The following is a 15753-nucleotide window of genomic DNA, read 5'->3' on the forward strand; positions in this document are numbered from 1 at the left end:
CGGCGTCCCACGCCCGGAGTGGACACTCAGAGGTCTTCTGAGTAGTTGGGACAGATGATGTGCTCGATCGCCAGAGTGATGTTGGGGAAGAACTTCCTCACGTCGCGAGAGACACCGTCGACGAGGGGAAGCTGGCCCGTCAACGGGTCGTAGGCGAGGTACTCGTCCCCACATGTACCTAGGAGAAGGAGACCAGGCGGGGCCTGAACGATCATGTTGCTCTCGATGTAGCCGTCGTTGTAGGGGTGGCCGGTGATCTCATGGATGCTCCAGAAGGTGAAGCCATTGCCGCCGAACCCGTTGCAGACCGACCACACGTCGAAGAGATCTTGGGGGACCGGCACTCCAAACTTCACCTGAGTGAATGCTCGGGCCTTGGCGATTGCGTCGTGGGTGGCTGGATCGTTGACTCGCCTTCCACCGAGCAGGTTGAAGCTGCGGTACCAGTCCAAGGCTCGCAGGGATCGATCATCGAGCGGCATGGCGTAGCTCCTTGGTGAGAGTGTGAGACTGTGAGAGAGGGGCAGATGTCTCACCTGAAATGGACAACCGTCGGTGAGAGTTGTGATGCTGACTTTCCCATGTCGTCCTTCGGTGTGATCCACCTGGCGAACGCTGGTAGCCGACGGTCACGTGACTCATGAACTCGGCAGGTGTCACTGTGGGCGGCGCTCATCGAGCAGAAGTGACAGCGTACGCCGCAACTGTCGGTCCGGGCTGGCATGCTTGGGCGCATGCCAGCCGCTCAACGCTCCCCGTTCGGACGCGTCGTCCTCGTCAGCGGCCCGGAAGGGCTGCTCGCCGACCGCGCCGTCGAGAGCCTGGTGGCTGCGGCCCGCAAGGAGGATGCCTCGGCCGAAGTGAGTGACATCGAGGCCATCCGCCTCGACGCCGGCGCGCTGGCCTCGATGACCGGGGGGTCGCTGTTCGCCACCCGCGCGGTCGCCATCATCCGCGACCTCGCGAACCTGCCGGCCGAGCTGACCGACACCGTCGCGGCGATGGCCCAGGACCCGTTCGAGGAGGTCGCGCTGATCCTCGTCCACGGCGGCGGCAACAAGGGCAAGGGCCTGCTCGACAAGGTCAAGAAGGCCAAGGCCGAGGTCATCGACTGTTCGGCCCTCAAACCGCGCGACCTGCCGGGCTTCGTGGCCAACGAGGTGCGCCGCCACAAGGGGCGCATCAGCCCCGAGGCCACCCAGTTCCTGATCGACGCCGTCGGGTCCGATCTCCGCGCCCTCGCGGGGGCGGTCGACCAGCTCATCTCCGACTCGCAGGGCGAGGAGGTCAACCCCGAGCTCGTCCGGCGCTATTTCGGCGGCCGCGCCGAGGTCACCAGCTTCGCGGTGACTGACAAGGCCCTCGCCGGCCAGACGGTGCAGGCTCTCGAGCAGCTGCGCTGGGCGCTCTCGACCGGCGTCGCCCCCGTCCTCATCACCTCGGCCCTCGCCAACGGCCTGCGTGGCCTCGGCAAGCTCGCGACCAACCGCTCCGGCATGGGCGACAACGACCTCGCGCGTGACATCGGCGTGCCGCCGTGGAAACTCAAGTCGATGCGGGTCCAGCTGCGGGGGTGGGACCAGCCCTCGATCGCCGGGGCGATCCGCGCCGTGGCCCAGGCCGACGCCGACATCAAGGGCGCCGCCGACAACGCCGAGTTCGCGCTGGAGAAGTGCGTGCTTGCCGTGTCGCGCGCGCGGCGTGCCTGACCCATCGGCCGGCCGAGCGCGCGAACCCGCGTACGGGCAGAAAAAAGCGCCCCGACCGAGGTCGGGGCGCAGGGGACTGGGGCTCAGGAGAGCTTGGCAGCCTTGGACGCGATCTTCGACTTGCGATTCGCGGCCTGGTTCTTGTGGATGACGCCCTTCGAGACGGCCTTGTCGAGCAGACGGGTCGCGGCGCGACCGGCCTCGGTGGCCTTGGCGGTGTCGCCGGCCTCGACGGCATCACGGAAACGACGAGCCGCGGTCTTCAGCTGGGACTTCACAGCCTTGTTGCGCTGACGAGCCTTCTCGTTCGTCTTGATCCGCTTCATCTGGGACTTGATGTTCGCCACTGGGCAAGCCTCTACTTGGTCGTTGAGAAAATGATCGATTCCGCGCCGATGCGCGGCACGACGGTCAAGATTAGCAGCGGGGCGACGACGGATCCAAATCCGCCGCCGCCCCGTGCCTCACCGTCGAGCGAGCACCATCAGGCCTCGAGGGCCTCGGTGAACGCGGCGATGATGCGGTCGATGTCGTCCTCGGTCGCCACGATCGGCGGCGCCAGGCGGATGGTCGAGCCGTGGGTCTCCTTGGCCAGCACACCGCGCGCCAGCAGGCGCTCAGACAGGTCGCGGCCGGTCATGCGCGCGGGGTCGACGTCGACTCCGGCCCACAGGCCGCGGGCACGGACGCGGAGCGCGCCGTGGCCGACGAGCTTCTCCAGCCCCGCCGCCAGTCGCGCGCCGAGGGTCGCCGCGCGGTCCTGCATCTCGCCGGTCCTGAGGATCTGGACGACCTCGTGGCCGATGGCACACGCGAGTGGGTTGCCGCCGAAGGTCGAGCCGTGGGAGCCGGGCGTGATGACGTCCATGACGTCGTGGTCGCCGGCGACGGCCGACAGCGCGACGACGCCGCCGCCCAGCGCCTTGCCCATGCAATAGAGGTCGGGCACGACGCCCTCGTGGTCGCAGGCGAACAGCTTGCCGGTGCGGCCGAGGCCCGACTGGATCTCGTCGGCGACCATCAGCACGTTGTTCCTGGTGCACAGCTCGCGGACGCCGGTGAGGAAGCCCTCCGGCGGGATGACGACGCCGCCCTCGCCCTGGATGGGCTCCAGCAGCACGGCGACGGTGTGCTCGTCGATCAGACGCTCGACCGACGCCAGGTGGCCGTAGGTCGCGGCGCGGAACCCGGGGGTGTAGGGGCCGTAGTCGTCGCGGGCGACGTTGTCGTCGGAGAAGCTGATGATCGTCGTGGTGCGGCCGTGGAAGTTGCCGGCCATCACGACGATGTTGGCCTGGTCCTCCGGGACGCCCTTCTTCTGGTAGCCCCAGCGGCGCACGACCTTCAGCGCGGTCTCGACGGCCTCGGCACCGGAGTTCATCGGCAGGATGACCTCCTTGCCGACGAGCTCGGCGAGGTCGCGGGCGAAGGGGCCCAGCTGGTTGTTGTAGAAGGCGCGCGAGGTCAGCGTGAGGCGGCCGACCTGCTCCTGGGCGCGCGCGACGAGGCGGGGGTTGCTGTGGCCGAAGTTCACCGCGGAATAGCCCGCGAGGCAGTCGAGGTAGCGCTTGCCCTCGACGTCGGTCACCCACGCGCCCTCACCGGAGGCGAGCACGACGGGCAGCGGGTGGTAGTTGTGGGCGGCCCACTGCTCGGTCAGCTCGATATGTTCGCGCGATCCCAGCTCTGTCATGGAGATCCTTTCGTGTCAGGCTCGACTCACGGGCCGATCGCCCGATGGGAAATGCCTATCAGTGCGGGCATGCCCGCGTCCACACGGTCAGGGAGGCGTCCTGACTTGTGAGTCAGGGGCGTGTCGATCAGTGGCGCCGGGCGCGCCGCACGTCGCGTCGGTGCAGCAGCGACGCGGCGATGATGCCGCCGATGGCCCCGCCGAGGTGGCCCTGCCACGAGACACCGGCCTCGCTCGGCACGACGCCCCAGATGATGCCGCCGTAGAGGAACAGCACGACGCCGGCGATGACGATCGAGCGCCAGTCGCGCGCCCAGAACCCGCGCATCACCGAATAGGTGAACCACCCGAAGATCACCCCGGATGCGCCGATGGTGATCGTGTTTGGCAGCGAGCCGAACCATGCGGCCAGCCCCGAGGTCAGCGCGCTGATGGACGTGGAGGCGAAGAACCGGCGTACGCCGCCGGCGCCGACCAGGATGCCGAAGCCCAACACCAGCAGGGGGACGGTGTTCGAGATCAGGTGTTGGAAGCCGCCGTGGAGGAACGGCGCGAACAGGATACCGACCAGCCCGTCAGGCACCCATGCCCTGATGCCGAACGCGTCCAGGGCGTTGCCGAGCACCGTGTCGATGCCTTCCAGCGCCCACAGCAGCGCCGCGACGGCCAGCATGAACAGCCCGGCACCCTTCGGCGTCTCGAGCGTGGAGCGGCGCGGGGTGGGGAGCGTGGTCGTCATGGACCCATTGTCCGTGCTGTGCGGCGATTCCCAAGGCCGCGGGCCTGTGAATCGGCCATGAGTGCGACTTTTCGCTCATCAGTGACGATCTCGAGGCGATCTGGAGACTCGAGATGTGCACTGATGAGCGAAAAGTCAAGCCCATGCGGCTAAAGAGCCGCGTACGCCTCCGCCAGCGCCTTCGCCGAGATGTCGACCAGCGCGTCCCAGTCGAGCGCACCCTCGTCGGCGGAGTCGGACACGTGCTTGATCATCGTCAGCGGCACGCCGAGCTCGCCGCAGGCGTACGCAATGGCATAGCCCTCCATGTCGACGATGTCGCACCGCTTCGCCAGCGCGTCGCGCGCGGCACCCCCGGCCACGAAGGAGTCGCCCGTGCCGAGCACCGGGCCGTCGCCGCCCAGCTCGATGCGGTTCGACGGGTCGCTGCCCATGGCGCGCATGAGCTCCTCATCGACGTCGCGGTTGATCACCAGCGACGGGCGGTGGAGCCCGCCGAGGCCGTCGCGGAGCGAGCCGACCGAGCCGAGGTTGACCACGAGCCCGGCCGCGCGCTGCTCCGGCGTGGGCCAGCGCTCGAGGATCGCGCGGGTCGTGGCGACCGCGGCCCGGCTCATTCCGATGCCGGTGAGGACGACGTCGGCGTCGTCGGGGAGGTATGCCGCCTCGAGCCGGTGGGCCACGATGACGAGGGGCTTCGTGGGTTCGACCGGCGTCACTTCTTGTCTTCCTTCTTGTCCGACTTCGCCTCACCGGTCGAGAGCGCGGCGACGAACGCCTCCTGGGGGACCTCCACGCGGCCGACCATCTTCATGCGCTTCTTGCCCTCCTTCTGCTTCTCGAGGAGCTTGCGCTTGCGGCTGATGTCGCCGCCGTAGCACTTCGCGAGCACGTCCTTGCGCATCGCCCGGATCGTCTCGCGGGCGATCACGCGCGCGCCGATCGCGGCCTGGATCGGCACCTCGAACTGCTGGCGCGGGATGAGCTCCTTGAGCTTGCCGGCCATCGCGACGCCGTACTGGTAGGCCTTGTCCTTGTGGACGACCGCCGAGAAGGCGTCGACCGGGTCGCCGTGGAGCAGGATGTCGACCTTCACCAGGTCGGAGGACTGCTCGCCGGCCTCGTCGTAGTCGAGGGACGCGTACCCCTTCGTGCGCGACTTCAGCGCGTCGAAGAAGTCGAACACGATCTCGGCCAGCGGCAGCGTGTAGCGGATCTCGACGCGGTCCTCGGACAGGTAGTCCAATCCCTGCTGTACGCCGCGCTTCTGCTGGCACAGCTCGAGGATGGTGCCGATGTATTCGCTGGGCGCGAGGATGGTCGCCTTCGTGACCGGCTCATAGACCTCGGCGATCTTGCCGTCCGTCGGATATTCCGAGGGGTTGGTGACGACGCGCTCGGAGCCGTCCTCCATCACGACGCGATAGACCACGTTCGGCGCTGTCGAGATCAGGTCGAGGTTGAACTCGCGCTCGAGGCGCTCGCGCACGATCTCCATGTGGAGCAGGCCGAGGAAGCCGACGCGGAAGCCGAAGCCCAGGGCCGTCGACGTCTCGGGCTCGTAGGCCAGGGCCGCGTCGTTGAGCTGCAGCTTGTCGAGGGCCTCGCGCAGGATCGTGAAGTCGTTGGCGTCGATGGGGAACAGTCCCGAATAGACCATCGGGTTCGGGTGCTTGTAGCCCGACAGCATCTTGGTCGCCGGCTTGTTCGACGTCGTCACGGTGTCGCCGACACGCGACTGGCGGACCTCTTTCACGCCGGTGATCAGATAGCCCGTCTCGCCGACCCCGAGCCGGTCGACCTTCATCGGTTCCGGGGAGATCACGCCGACCTCCAGCACCTCGTGGGTGGCCTTGGTCGACATCATCAGGATCTTCTCGCGGTGGGACAGCTCGCCGTCGACCACGCGGACGTAGGTCACGACGCCGCGATAGGTGTCATAGACCGAGTCGAAGATCAGCGCGCGCGCCGACGCATCGGCGTCGCCGACCGGCGCGGGGACCTGCGTGACGATCTCCTCGAGCAGTTCCTGCACGCCGACGCCGGTCTTCGCGGAGACCCGCAGCACCTCCGACGGGTCGCAGCCGATGATGCCGGCCAACTCGGCCGCGTACTTCTCGGGGTTGGCCGACGGGAGGTCGATCTTGTTCAGCACCGGGATGATGTGGAGGTCGGCGTCCAATGCCAGATAGAGGTTCGCGAGCGTCTGGGCCTCGATGCCCTGCGCGGCGTCGACCAACAGGATCGCGCCCTCGCACGCCTCCAGCGACCTCGACACCTCATAGGTGAAGTCGACGTGGCCGGGGGTGTCGATCATGTTCAACACGTACGCCTGGCCACCCACCTCGAACGGCATGCGGACGGCCTGCGACTTGATCGTGATGCCGCGCTCGCGCTCGATGTCCATGCGGTCGAGGTACTGCGCCCGCATCGTCCGATCATCGACGAGCCCCGTCAGCTGCAGCATGCGGTCGGCGAGCGTCGACTTGCCGTGGTCGATGTGGGCGATGATGCAGAAGTTCCGGATGATCGCCGGGTCGGTCTTGCCGGCGCTGGGAACGGTCGGTGCCAATGGATTTCCAGTCGATCGATCGGGCGGTGGACACGTCATCCTCTCATGAAGGGGCGTGGCGGTTCACGTCGTCGGGCGCGGTCGGCGTACGCATCCACCGACGCAACGCAGCGGCGGCCCCCAGCAGCTGAGCCCAGCCGCTGGCGACCGCCGCCGCGTCGTTCACCGCAGGGTCTGTCAGCCCTGCATCGCCTTGTTCGCCGCCTCCTGGGCCTTCGGCAGGCCCTGGGCCGCGGGCGTACGCCCGAGGAAGATCTCGTCGAACGTCGGCTTCCAGGCCTTGAACGCCGCCGAGTAGTTGGGGCCGGCCGGGGCGCGGGTCGTCATGCCTTCGCCCGCCTTCGCGAACTGCGTCGGGTCGACGTTCTTGCCCTTCCAGTAGTCCTGGAACGCCGACTGGGCGCTCGAGACGGCCGGCAGCGCCGCGCCGGACGAGCCGACGAACTTCGCGCCCTCGGCGGAGCCGAGCCACTGGAGCACCTTGACGGTGGCCTCCTTGTGCTTGGTGGCCGCGTTGCCGGCGATGACGACCGAGTTCACCACCGACACGGCGCCCTTCGGGCCCTTCGGCAGCGGGGCGATGCCCCACTCGAACTTGGCGCCGTCGGCGACGTTCTTGAGGTTGTAGACGCCCGACTGGAACAGCGCGATCTTGCCCTGGAGGAACTGGTCGCGGGTGAAGTCGCCGTCGGCGTTGGTGTTCGCGGCGGCCGGGGCGACCTTGTCGGTGTTGATCAGCTTCACGATGTATTCGAAGGCCTTCGTCGACTCGGGCGAGGCGAACGTGAAGTTGTTCTGCTTGTCCTGGAACTCGCCACCGTTGGAGCCGATGAAGTTGTAGTAGATGCCCTGCAGGTCCTGGGCTGCCGAATAGCCCCAGGTGCCGGGCTTCGAGCCGTCGAACCCGGGCTCGTCGCCACGCTTGCCGGCGGCGTCGGTGGTGAGCTTCTTGGCCATCGCCGTCAGCGTGTCGCCGGTGCCGTCGGGCGACCAGGTGAGGTTCGCGAGGTCCTCGGGCTTCACTCCGGCCTTCTCCAGCAGCGCCTTGTTGTAGTACAGCGCGATGCCGCCGTCGGTGAGCTGGGGGACGCCCATGAGCTTGCCCTCGTAGGTGTACTGCTCGACCGCCGCCGGCACCCACTCGCCCTTCTGGGACGCGAACTCCGGGCCGATCTCGAAGATGTTCTTGTTCTTGATGTAGGGCTCGATGTAGGAGCCGTTCATCATGAAGATGTCGTCGGCCTGGCCGCCGGCGACGTCGGTGCGGAGCTTGTCGAAATAGCTCGAGTAGGGGACCTGGGTCACCTTCACCGTGATGTTCGGGTTCTTCTTGGTGAACTCGGCGAACGACTGCTCGTACGCCTTGCCGACCTGCTCGTCCCAGACGCGGACCGTGACGGTGGTCTGGCCGCCCGCCGTCTGCTCGGTGCGTCCCTGCTGCTGGGCGGGGGAGCAGGCGGTGACGATGGCGGTCGCGGCGAGTCCGGCAAGGGCGGTCAGGCCCGTCCGGCGGCTGAAGGTGGTGGTCATGGCACTCCTCGGTCGTGGGGGTGGTCCCCCGGTCACTTGGTCACCCACGGGTCGGTCACTTGAACCCCGTGAGTGAGATCGAGTTGATGACGTGGCGCTGGAACACCACGAACACCAGGAGCAGGGGAGCCATGGCCACCGTGGTGGCGGCCATGACCAGCGTCCAGTTCGCGTTGTACTGCCCCTGCAGCGCAGCGGTCGCCACGGTCACCGTCTGCCAGTCCCTGCCAGTGGTGATAATCAGCGGCCACATGAAGTTATTCCAGTGAGACACGATCGTGATGATCGTCAGCGTGGCGATGATCGGCCGCGACATCGGCACGATGATGAGCCACAGGATGCGCCACGTGCCGGCGCCGTCGACGCGGGCCGCGGCCACGATGTCGTCGGGGACGCCGCGGAAATATTCGCGGAGGAGGAACACCGCGTACGGTGATCCGAAGCAGAACGGCAGCACCAGCGCCCAGAAGGTGTTCGCCAGGCCGGCCGCGGTGAACATGGTGTAGAGCGGGATGACGGTCACGACCTGCGGCACCATCAGCGTGGCCAGATAGACCCAGAACAGGGCGTCCCTGCCGCGGAAGGTCATCTTGGCGAACGCGTACGCGGCCATGATCGAGAACACCATCTGGCCGACGAGGATCACCACGACGACCTGGGCGGTGACGATGATCGGCGAGATGAACCCGCTGGTGCCGAACAGGTTCGAGAAGTTCTCGCCCGTCCAGGGGTTCGGCGGATTCAGCGCGAGTTCGGAGGCCATCTGGCCCGGCGACTTGAACGCGGTCATGAACGACAGCACGAAGGGCGCGAGGGTGAGCAGGGCGCCGAGCACGAGGACGAGATAGGTCGCGACGTCGGCGAGCACGGAGCGGCGTACGCCGGCCGCGCGCGGGGTGGACCGGCCCACGTTCTCCGAGCGAGCGCCAGCGAGACGAGGAGCGTCAGCTGAGGTCATAGGTCACCCGGCTCGAGAAGAATCGCTGCTGCAGCAGGGTGATGGCGACGAGGATCGCGAACAGGACCAGCGACATCACCGAGGCACGGCCCAGGTTGAAGCCGCCCTGGAAGGCCTCGAGATAGATGCGGGCGGCGATCACGTCGGTGGCGCCCTGCGGGCCGCCGTTGGGGGTCAGCGCATAGACGTGGTCGAAGGCCTGGAAACTCGAGATGACGCCCGTGACGAGGACGAAGAACAGCGTGGGGCCGAGGAGCGGGACCTTCACGCGCCAGAACGTCTGCCACGCCGACGCGCCGTCGAGCGAGGCCGCTTCGAGGATCGACCCGGGGATGCCGGCGAGGCCCGCCAGGAAGAACAGGGTGGTGTAGCCGACCTGCGACCAGATGCTCACCGCGGCCACGGCGGGCAGGGCGAGGTCGGGATTGGTCAGCCAGTCGATGTTGCGGCCCAGCAGGGTGTTCAGGGCGCCGTTGTAGGGGGCGAAGATCCATTTCCACACCACGCCGAGCGCGAGTGGGGCGCAGATCCAGGGGATGACATAGATCACGCGGAAGAGCGCCGACCCGGGCAGCCCACGTGACAGCAGCACGGCGGCGAACAGCCCGAGCGCGGTCTGCAGGGGGATCACGAGTGCCACGAACAGCAGCGTGACGAGCAACGAGTGGCCGAACACAGGCTCTGAGAGCACGGAGGCCCAGTTGTCCAGGCCCACGAAACGGATGGGGGACAGCAGGTCCCACTGGTTCAGCGACAGCCACAGCACGACGAGGATGGGCAGCAGCAGGAAGCCGACGATGCCGACGAGACTGGGCGCCAGCAGTGCCCAGGCGGAGACCGCCTCGCGACGGGCCCGGGCGCGCGTGCCGGGGCGTACGGATGTCGACATGGGGCGAGCATAGTTGAAACTTGTAGGTGGGCGTGCACATCCGGGATGGTTTACGCGTCAACGAAACCCCTAGTCAGGTTGGGAATGCGGGCGACAGTCGGTCCAGGCCATAGGCTTTTCCCATGCGTGCAGACATCGGCATCATCGGCGGATCGGGTTTCTACGAGTTCCTCAGCGACCCCGAGAAGGTGAAGGTCGAGACGCCGTTCGGGGCCCCGTCGGACGAGGTCGCGATCGGTGACGTGAACGGGCGTACGGTCGCGTTCCTGCCGCGCCACGGCGACCACCACCAGTTCCCGCCTCACCGTGTGAACTATCGCGCGAACCTGTGGGCCCTGAGGGCGGTCGGCGTGCGCCAGGTCCTCGCCCCGTGCGCCGTGGGGTCGCTCAAGCCCGAACTCGGGCCCGGCACGTTCGTCGTGCCCGACCAGCTCGTCGACCGCACCTGGGGACGGGGCCACACGATCTATGACGAGGTGAGGGCGCCGGTCATCCATGTCGCATTCGCCGACCCCTATTGCCCGCGCGGGCGGCAGGTCATGCTGGACGCCGCCGACGGTGCGTCGGGCCCGCTGGTGGACGGCGGCACGCTCGTGGTCATCAACGGGCCGCGCTTCTCGAGCCGCGCCGAATCGCAGTGGCACGCCGCGCAGGGCTGGTCGGTCGTCGGCATGACGGGCGTCCCCGAGGCGACGATCGCGCGCGAGCTCGCCATGTGCTTCACGACCGTGTGCATGGTGACCGACCACGACGCGGGCGTCGAGGGCGGCGAGGCCGTCACCCACGAGCAGGTCCTGAAGGTGTTCGCCGGGAACATCGACCGGTTGAAGGGCCTGCTGCTGCGCGTGATCGACGACATGCCGGCCGCAGAGGGCGACGACGAGGCCAGCTGTGCGTGCCGCCGCGTGCTGGACGGCATGACCCTGCCGCTCGAGCTGCCGTGACGCCGTCGGCGCTGCCCGAGGGCGACCCGGTCCCCGACGACGGGTCGCTGCCGGCGGCATCGCTGGCCGAGGTGGGGGAGCGGCCGTTCTCGGTGTATCTCCACGTGCCGTTCTGCCGGACCCGCTGCGGCTATTGCGACTTCAACACCTACACCGCCTCGGAACTGGGGCCGGGGGCGTCGCACGACGACTACGTCGACTCGGCCCTGCGCGAGCTCGAGCTCGCGGCGCGGGTGCTCGACGGACGGGCGCCGGCGGTGTCGACGGTGTTCGTGGGCGGGGGTACACCGACGCTGTTGCCGCCGGCTGAGTTGGGCCGACTGGTGCAGGGGGTTCGTGACGCGTTCGGGCTCGCCCCCGGCGCCGAGGTGACGACCGAGTCGAACCCCGAGTCGATCGACGCGCGCGGGTTGGAATCCCTGCGGGAGCAGGGGTTCACGCGCATCTCGTTCGGCATGCAGTCGGCCTCGCCCCACGTGCTGGCCACCCTCGACCGAGTCCACACACCGGGCCGGCCCATCGAGGCCGCACGCGAGGCGCGGGCCGCGGGGTTCGAGTCGGTCAACCTCGACCTGATCTACGGCACACCCGGGGAATCGTTGCAGGACTGGAAGTCGACGCTCGCCGTCGCGATGGAGGCCGAGCCCGACCACGTGTCGGCGTACGCGCTGATCGTGGAGGACGGCACCCGGCTGGCCGCCGACATCCGGCGCGGGCGCCTGCCGATGACCGACGACGACCTGCACGCCGACCTCTATCTGGCCGCCGAGGATTTCCTGGTGGGGCAGGGGTTCGCGGCCTACGAGGTGTCGAACTGGGCCCGCACGCCGGACGACGAGTGCCGGCACAACCTCGCGTACTGGCTGGGGCGCGACTGGTGGGGCGTCGGCCCCGGCGCCCACTCCCACATCGGCGGGACGCGGTTCTGGAACGTGAAACACCCGGTGGCGTACGCGGGGCGGCTGGCTCCCCACGAGGTCCGGGCGAGCGCGGATGGCCCTGACGTTCTCCGAGCGAGCGCCGATGGCCCTGACGTTCTCCGAGCGAGCGCCGATGGCCGTGACGTTCTCCGAGCGAGCGCCGATGGCCGTGACGTTCTCCGAGCGAGCGCCGATGGCCCTGACGTTCTCCGAGCGAGCGCCAGCGAGTCGAGGAGCCCCGCCTACGCCCGCGAGGTCCTCGACGCCGAGACCCGGCGCGTCGAGCGCGTCCTGCTCGAGCTGCGCCTGGCGCGCGGGCTGCCGCTGGACGTGCTGACGCCCACGGAATCCTCACGGGTGCAGGGAATCGTCGACCGGGGCCAGGGTGTGGTGCGGGACGGGCGCCTGGCGCTCACGCTGCAGGGGCGGCTGATGGCCGACGGTGTGGTGCGGGACCTGCTGGACTGATCCCTTCGACTCGGCCGCAGGCGGCCTCGCTCAGGGAACGTGGGGTTGATCCCTTCGACTCGGCCGCAGGCGGCCTCGCTCAGGGAACGTGGGTGGGGTCAGCAGGCCTCGGGAAACGCTGGCTGAGCGAGCGCCAGCGAGTCGAAGCCACCTACTCGCTCCACACCTCCGTCGGCTCGGTCGGCTGGGTGAAGTCGACGCCGACCTCCAGCCCGTACGCCCAGCCCGGCGCCAGCGGCAGTTCGTCACCCGACCAGAACCGGCCGGGGTCATACCAGTTGGCGGGCTTGCCGGGCAGCAGGATGCCCATCTGCTCGAGCGTGACGGCCACGACCTCCGCGCAGTACGCAGAGGCCGCTCGAGCCGCCGCCTCGTCGTCGCGGTGGCGGCGGGGGAGGGCCGGCAGGGGCAGGTCGCTGGGCAGGCGCCGCCCGCGCAGCCAGCGCCACGCGAGCGCGGCGGTCGACGGGAACGATGCGCCGTCCCAGCGTGCGACGACCCGCATGAGCGCGTCCTCGTGGCGTCGGCCGACCTCGGGGGAGAGTTGACGCACCCAGCCCTGCTGGCCGTAGCTGTCGTGCCAGCGCAGCGCCGCCGCCCGGAGGTCGTGGAGTTGGACGCCGCGGTGGTGGTCGCCGGTCCACTGGTCGCGGAGCGAGCGGCCCAGTTCGGCGTGCCACATCAGCGGAGGCAGGTCGTCGAGCACGACGGCCATGCCGACGTGGTTGACCGGCGCGTTCGTCACGGCACGGATGGCGCGGTCGGCCCGCGAGTCGCCGCGGAAGATCCACAGGTCGCCGGTGCGGGCGTGGGCGACGGCGTCGTCGAGCGACACCGGGGGCCGGGCGGAGGAACGTGTGGTGGAGGGCGCCATGGCGTCATCCTTGCAGGTGAGCGGCCGACCGGCGCGGCTCACCGCACCCCGCGCCGACTAGCCTGCGGCCATGTTCTTTCGACGCGCAGCACGCCCCGCCGCCAAGTCGCGCAAGCCCCAGCCGCCGCGCCGATCCCTGCTGTGGAAGGTGCTCGGCCTCGCCGGGGTTGCTTCGGTCGCCGCCACCGGCGCGTTGGTCGCACGCAACGAGCGGGCGCGGCGCGCGTACACCCCGGACGAGGTGCGCGACCGCCTGCGCGAGCGGCATGCGGAGGCCGAGTCGCGCGACTGAACGCGTTCGGCTCACCCGCTGCCCGCGTTTCTCCGAGCGCGTGCAGTGCACAGCGCCTACCCTCGACCGGTGTCCTTCGATCGCTATTCCCGTGACGTCCTGAAGCCCGGCTGGCAGCGCGCCAACAAGCCACAGACCCGAGACCAGCTTTTGGAGCTGGACCTCATCGTCGAGGAGCCGACCTCGGGCTTCTGCGGCGCCGTGGTGCGCTGGGAGAACGGCATCGTGATCCTCGAGGACCGCAAGGGGAAGAAGCGCTCCTTCCCGCTGGGCCCGGGGTTCCTCGTCGAGGGCCAGCCCGTGAACCTCAAGGTGCCCGGCAAGAAGGCCGCGACCCCGAAGGCCCTGACCCACACGGCGTCGGGCTCGCGCCGCGGAACCGACACGAAACCCAAGGTCGCGCTGCCCAGCCGCATCTATGTCGAGGGTCGCCACGACGCCGAGCTCATCGAGAAGGTGTGGGGTGACGACCTGCGCCACGTCGGCGTCGTGGTCGAGTTCCTCGGCGGCATCGACGACCTCCCGGCGATCGTCGAGAAGTTCGCTCCCGAGAAGGGACGCCGCCTCGGCGTGCTGGCCGACCACCTCGTGCCCGGCTCCAAGGAGCAGCGGATCGCCGACCAGGTGACCTCGGGGCCGTACGCGGAGTTCGTCTTCGTCACCGGCCACCGGTTCATCGACATCTGGGAGGCGGTCAAGCCCGAGCGCGTCGGGCTGAAGGAATGGCCGCATATCCCCAAGGGTCAGGACTGGAAGACCGGCATCTGCACCCACCTCGGCCTGCCGGCCCGCAACCAGACCGACATCGCGCGGGCCTGGCAGGCGATTCTCGCCAAGGTGAACACGTGGTCCGACCTCGACCCGAAGCTGCTGACCGAGGTGGAGAAGCTCATCGACTTCGTGACACAGGACCACGTGGGGTAGTCCCTTCGACTCGGCCGCGGGCGGCCTCGCTCAGGGAACGTGGGGGTGGCGGGCGGCCTCGCTCAGGGAACGTGGCGGTGGCGGGCAGCCTCGCTCAGGGAACGTGGCGGTGGCGGGCAGCCTCGCTCAGGGAACGTGGCGGCCGCGGGCGGCCTCGCTCAGGGAACGGCCGGCCCCGTCGTCTCCCGCGCCACCAGGTGGATCGGCAGGACGACCTGACGCGGTTCCAGCGTCGGGTCCAGCAGGAGGCGGCCCACCCGCAGCCCCTTCTCGTGAATGGGCTGGTGGACCGTGGTCAGGCCCGCCGCCTCGGCCGCGGGGATGTCGTCGATGCCGCAGACCGACACATCCCCGGGGGCGCGGAGCCCGCGTACGGCCATCGCGTCCAACACGCCCAGGGCCAGCACGTCGCTGGCCCCCACGACGGCGGTGGGGCGCTCGGCCCGGTCCAACACGTACGCGCCTGCCGACCGTCCCGCCTCCAGCGAGTTCGTGCCCGACTGGATCACTTCGATCGTCGCGTCCGGCATCGCCGCGACCAGGCCGCGGATGCGGACGTGCCACATGTCGTCGAGTTGCGTCCGTGACTGGTCCCAGGCCTCACCGGGGGCCAGCCGCGCGACCCGGCGTACGGGGGTGTCGGGGGGCGAGCCCGAGTCGATGACCATCGCCACTCGGCGGTGGTCGAGCGAGGCGAGGTGTTCGCCCAGCAGCGCGCCGGCCCGCTCGTCGTCGATCGCGACGTGGTCGTAGTCGGGGCTCACGAACGTCCCCACGAAGGGGACCTCGCGGCGCCGGGCGAGCTCGCGCACGTCGTGGATGTGGAGCAGGCAGATCTCGGTCAGACCGTCGACGTTGGCGCGGCGCAGCGCGGCGAGGTCGGCGGCCTGGTCGTCGGACGCGAGCGGCAGCAGGACGATAGCGGTGCCGGACGCCTCGCAGGCCTCGGCCACCCCGGCGAGGAAGCCGACGGCGAAGGGGTCGGAGAACGCGTACTGCAGGCGATAGCTCAGCAGCAGCCCGATGGCCCCCGCCTTGCCCGACCGCAGGGCGTGGGCCGCGGCGTTCGGGCCGTCATAGCCGATCTCGGTGGCCTTGGCGAGGATGCGCTCCCGGAGCGCTGCCGAGAGCTGGTCGGGGCGGTTGTACGCGTTGGACACCGTCGCGGGGGACACGCCCATGGCCGCGGCGACGTCCTTGATGGTCACGCGCACGGCGTCTCCTCGCGGCTCGGGGCGGAA

General features: G+C 69.2%; 16 protein-coding genes. 5 read left to right on the top strand and 11 right to left on the bottom strand.

Features of this window, described 5'->3' with window-relative positions; translation table 11 throughout:
• Positions 1-26: 26 nt before the first annotated feature.
• Positions 27-482: a hypothetical protein gene (locus ACYVAG_RS05000; RefSeq protein ID WP_460767370.1), complete on the bottom strand. Its 456-nt coding sequence runs from the start codon at positions 480-482 to the stop codon at positions 27-29.
• Positions 483-734: 252 nt separating this feature from the next.
• Here ACYVAG_RS05000 and holA point away from each other — a divergent pair, with 252 nt between their 5' ends.
• Positions 735-1709: a DNA polymerase III subunit delta gene (gene holA, locus ACYVAG_RS05005; RefSeq protein WP_460767372.1), complete on the top strand. Its 975-nt coding sequence runs from the start codon at positions 735-737 to the stop codon at positions 1707-1709.
• A gap of 83 nt (positions 1710-1792) precedes the next feature.
• Here holA and rpsT read toward each other — a convergent pair whose 3' ends face one another.
• The 8 genes from rpsT to ACYVAG_RS05045 form a co-directional block, all read right to left on the bottom strand.
• Positions 1793-2056 (bottom strand): 30S ribosomal protein S20, encoded by a 264-nt coding sequence (rpsT, locus tag ACYVAG_RS05010; RefSeq protein ID WP_460767375.1) that lies wholly within the window; start codon positions 2054-2056, stop codon positions 1793-1795.
• Between the two features lie 137 nt (positions 2057-2193).
• A complete protein-coding gene (rocD, locus tag ACYVAG_RS05015; protein ID WP_460767378.1) occupies positions 2194-3402 on the bottom strand; it encodes an ornithine--oxo-acid transaminase in 1209 nt (402 codons plus the stop codon).
• Between the two features lie 127 nt (positions 3403-3529).
• Complete coding sequence (locus ACYVAG_RS05020) at positions 3530-4075, bottom strand: rhomboid family intramembrane serine protease (protein WP_460768033.1); 546 nt, start codon at positions 4073-4075, stop codon at positions 3530-3532.
• A 215-nt stretch (positions 4076-4290) separates the two neighbouring features.
• Positions 4291-4860, bottom strand: coding sequence for a nucleosidase (locus ACYVAG_RS05025; RefSeq protein ID WP_460767381.1), 570 nt, complete (start codon positions 4858-4860; stop codon positions 4291-4293).
• Entirely contained in the window at positions 4857-6752 is a 1896-nt protein-coding gene (lepA, locus tag ACYVAG_RS05030) for a translation elongation factor 4 (protein ID WP_460767384.1), read from the bottom strand. Before lepA ends, ACYVAG_RS05025 begins: the two co-directional genes overlap by 4 nt.
• A 138-nt stretch (positions 6753-6890) precedes the next feature.
• Positions 6891-8243: an ABC transporter substrate-binding protein gene (locus ACYVAG_RS05035; RefSeq protein WP_460767387.1), complete on the bottom strand. Its 1353-nt coding sequence runs from the start codon at positions 8241-8243 to the stop codon at positions 6891-6893.
• A 55-nt stretch (positions 8244-8298) separates the two neighbouring features.
• On the bottom strand, positions 8299-9153 hold the full coding sequence (locus ACYVAG_RS05040; protein ID WP_460767389.1) for a carbohydrate ABC transporter permease: 855 nt from the start codon (positions 9151-9153) through the stop codon (positions 8299-8301).
• A 34-nt stretch (positions 9154-9187) separates the two neighbouring features.
• The gene (locus ACYVAG_RS05045; protein ID WP_460767392.1) at positions 9188-10090 is read right to left on the bottom strand and encodes a carbohydrate ABC transporter permease; all 903 of its coding nucleotides are present in this window, start codon (positions 10088-10090) and stop codon (positions 9188-9190) included.
• Between the two features lie 122 nt (positions 10091-10212).
• On the opposite strand from ACYVAG_RS05045, the gene ACYVAG_RS05050 reads away from it, so the two are divergent.
• Both ACYVAG_RS05050 and hemW read left to right on the top strand, forming a co-directional pair.
• A complete protein-coding gene (locus ACYVAG_RS05050; protein ID WP_460767395.1) occupies positions 10213-11034 on the top strand; it encodes an S-methyl-5'-thioadenosine phosphorylase in 822 nt (273 codons plus the stop codon).
• Entirely contained in the window at positions 11031-12422 is a 1392-nt protein-coding gene (hemW, locus tag ACYVAG_RS05055; protein WP_460767397.1) for a radical SAM family heme chaperone HemW, read from the top strand. Before ACYVAG_RS05050 ends, hemW begins: the two co-directional genes overlap by 4 nt.
• 151 nt (positions 12423-12573) lie before the next feature.
• Here hemW and ACYVAG_RS05060 read toward each other — a convergent pair whose 3' ends face one another.
• Positions 12574-13296 carry a hypothetical protein gene (locus tag ACYVAG_RS05060; protein WP_460767400.1) on the bottom strand — a complete coding sequence of 241 codons (723 nt, stop codon included), beginning with the start codon at positions 13294-13296 and terminating at the stop codon, positions 12574-12576.
• A gap of 70 nt (positions 13297-13366) precedes the next feature.
• Between ACYVAG_RS05060 and ACYVAG_RS05065 the strand changes: the two genes are divergently transcribed.
• A complete protein-coding gene (locus ACYVAG_RS05065; RefSeq protein WP_460767402.1) occupies positions 13367-13588 on the top strand; it encodes a hypothetical protein in 222 nt (73 codons plus the stop codon).
• Between the two features lie 69 nt (positions 13589-13657).
• Positions 13658-14512 carry a DUF3097 domain-containing protein gene (locus tag ACYVAG_RS05070; protein ID WP_460767405.1) on the top strand — a complete coding sequence of 285 codons (855 nt, stop codon included), beginning with the start codon at positions 13658-13660 and terminating at the stop codon, positions 14510-14512.
• Positions 14513-14670: 158 nt separating this feature from the next.
• Here ACYVAG_RS05070 and ACYVAG_RS05075 read toward each other — a convergent pair whose 3' ends face one another.
• A complete protein-coding gene (locus ACYVAG_RS05075) occupies positions 14671-15726 on the bottom strand; it encodes a LacI family DNA-binding transcriptional regulator (protein WP_460767408.1) in 1056 nt (351 codons plus the stop codon).
• Positions 15727-15753: the final 27 nt, after the last annotated feature.

This window comes from Mariniluteicoccus flavus, assembly GCF_054776655.1.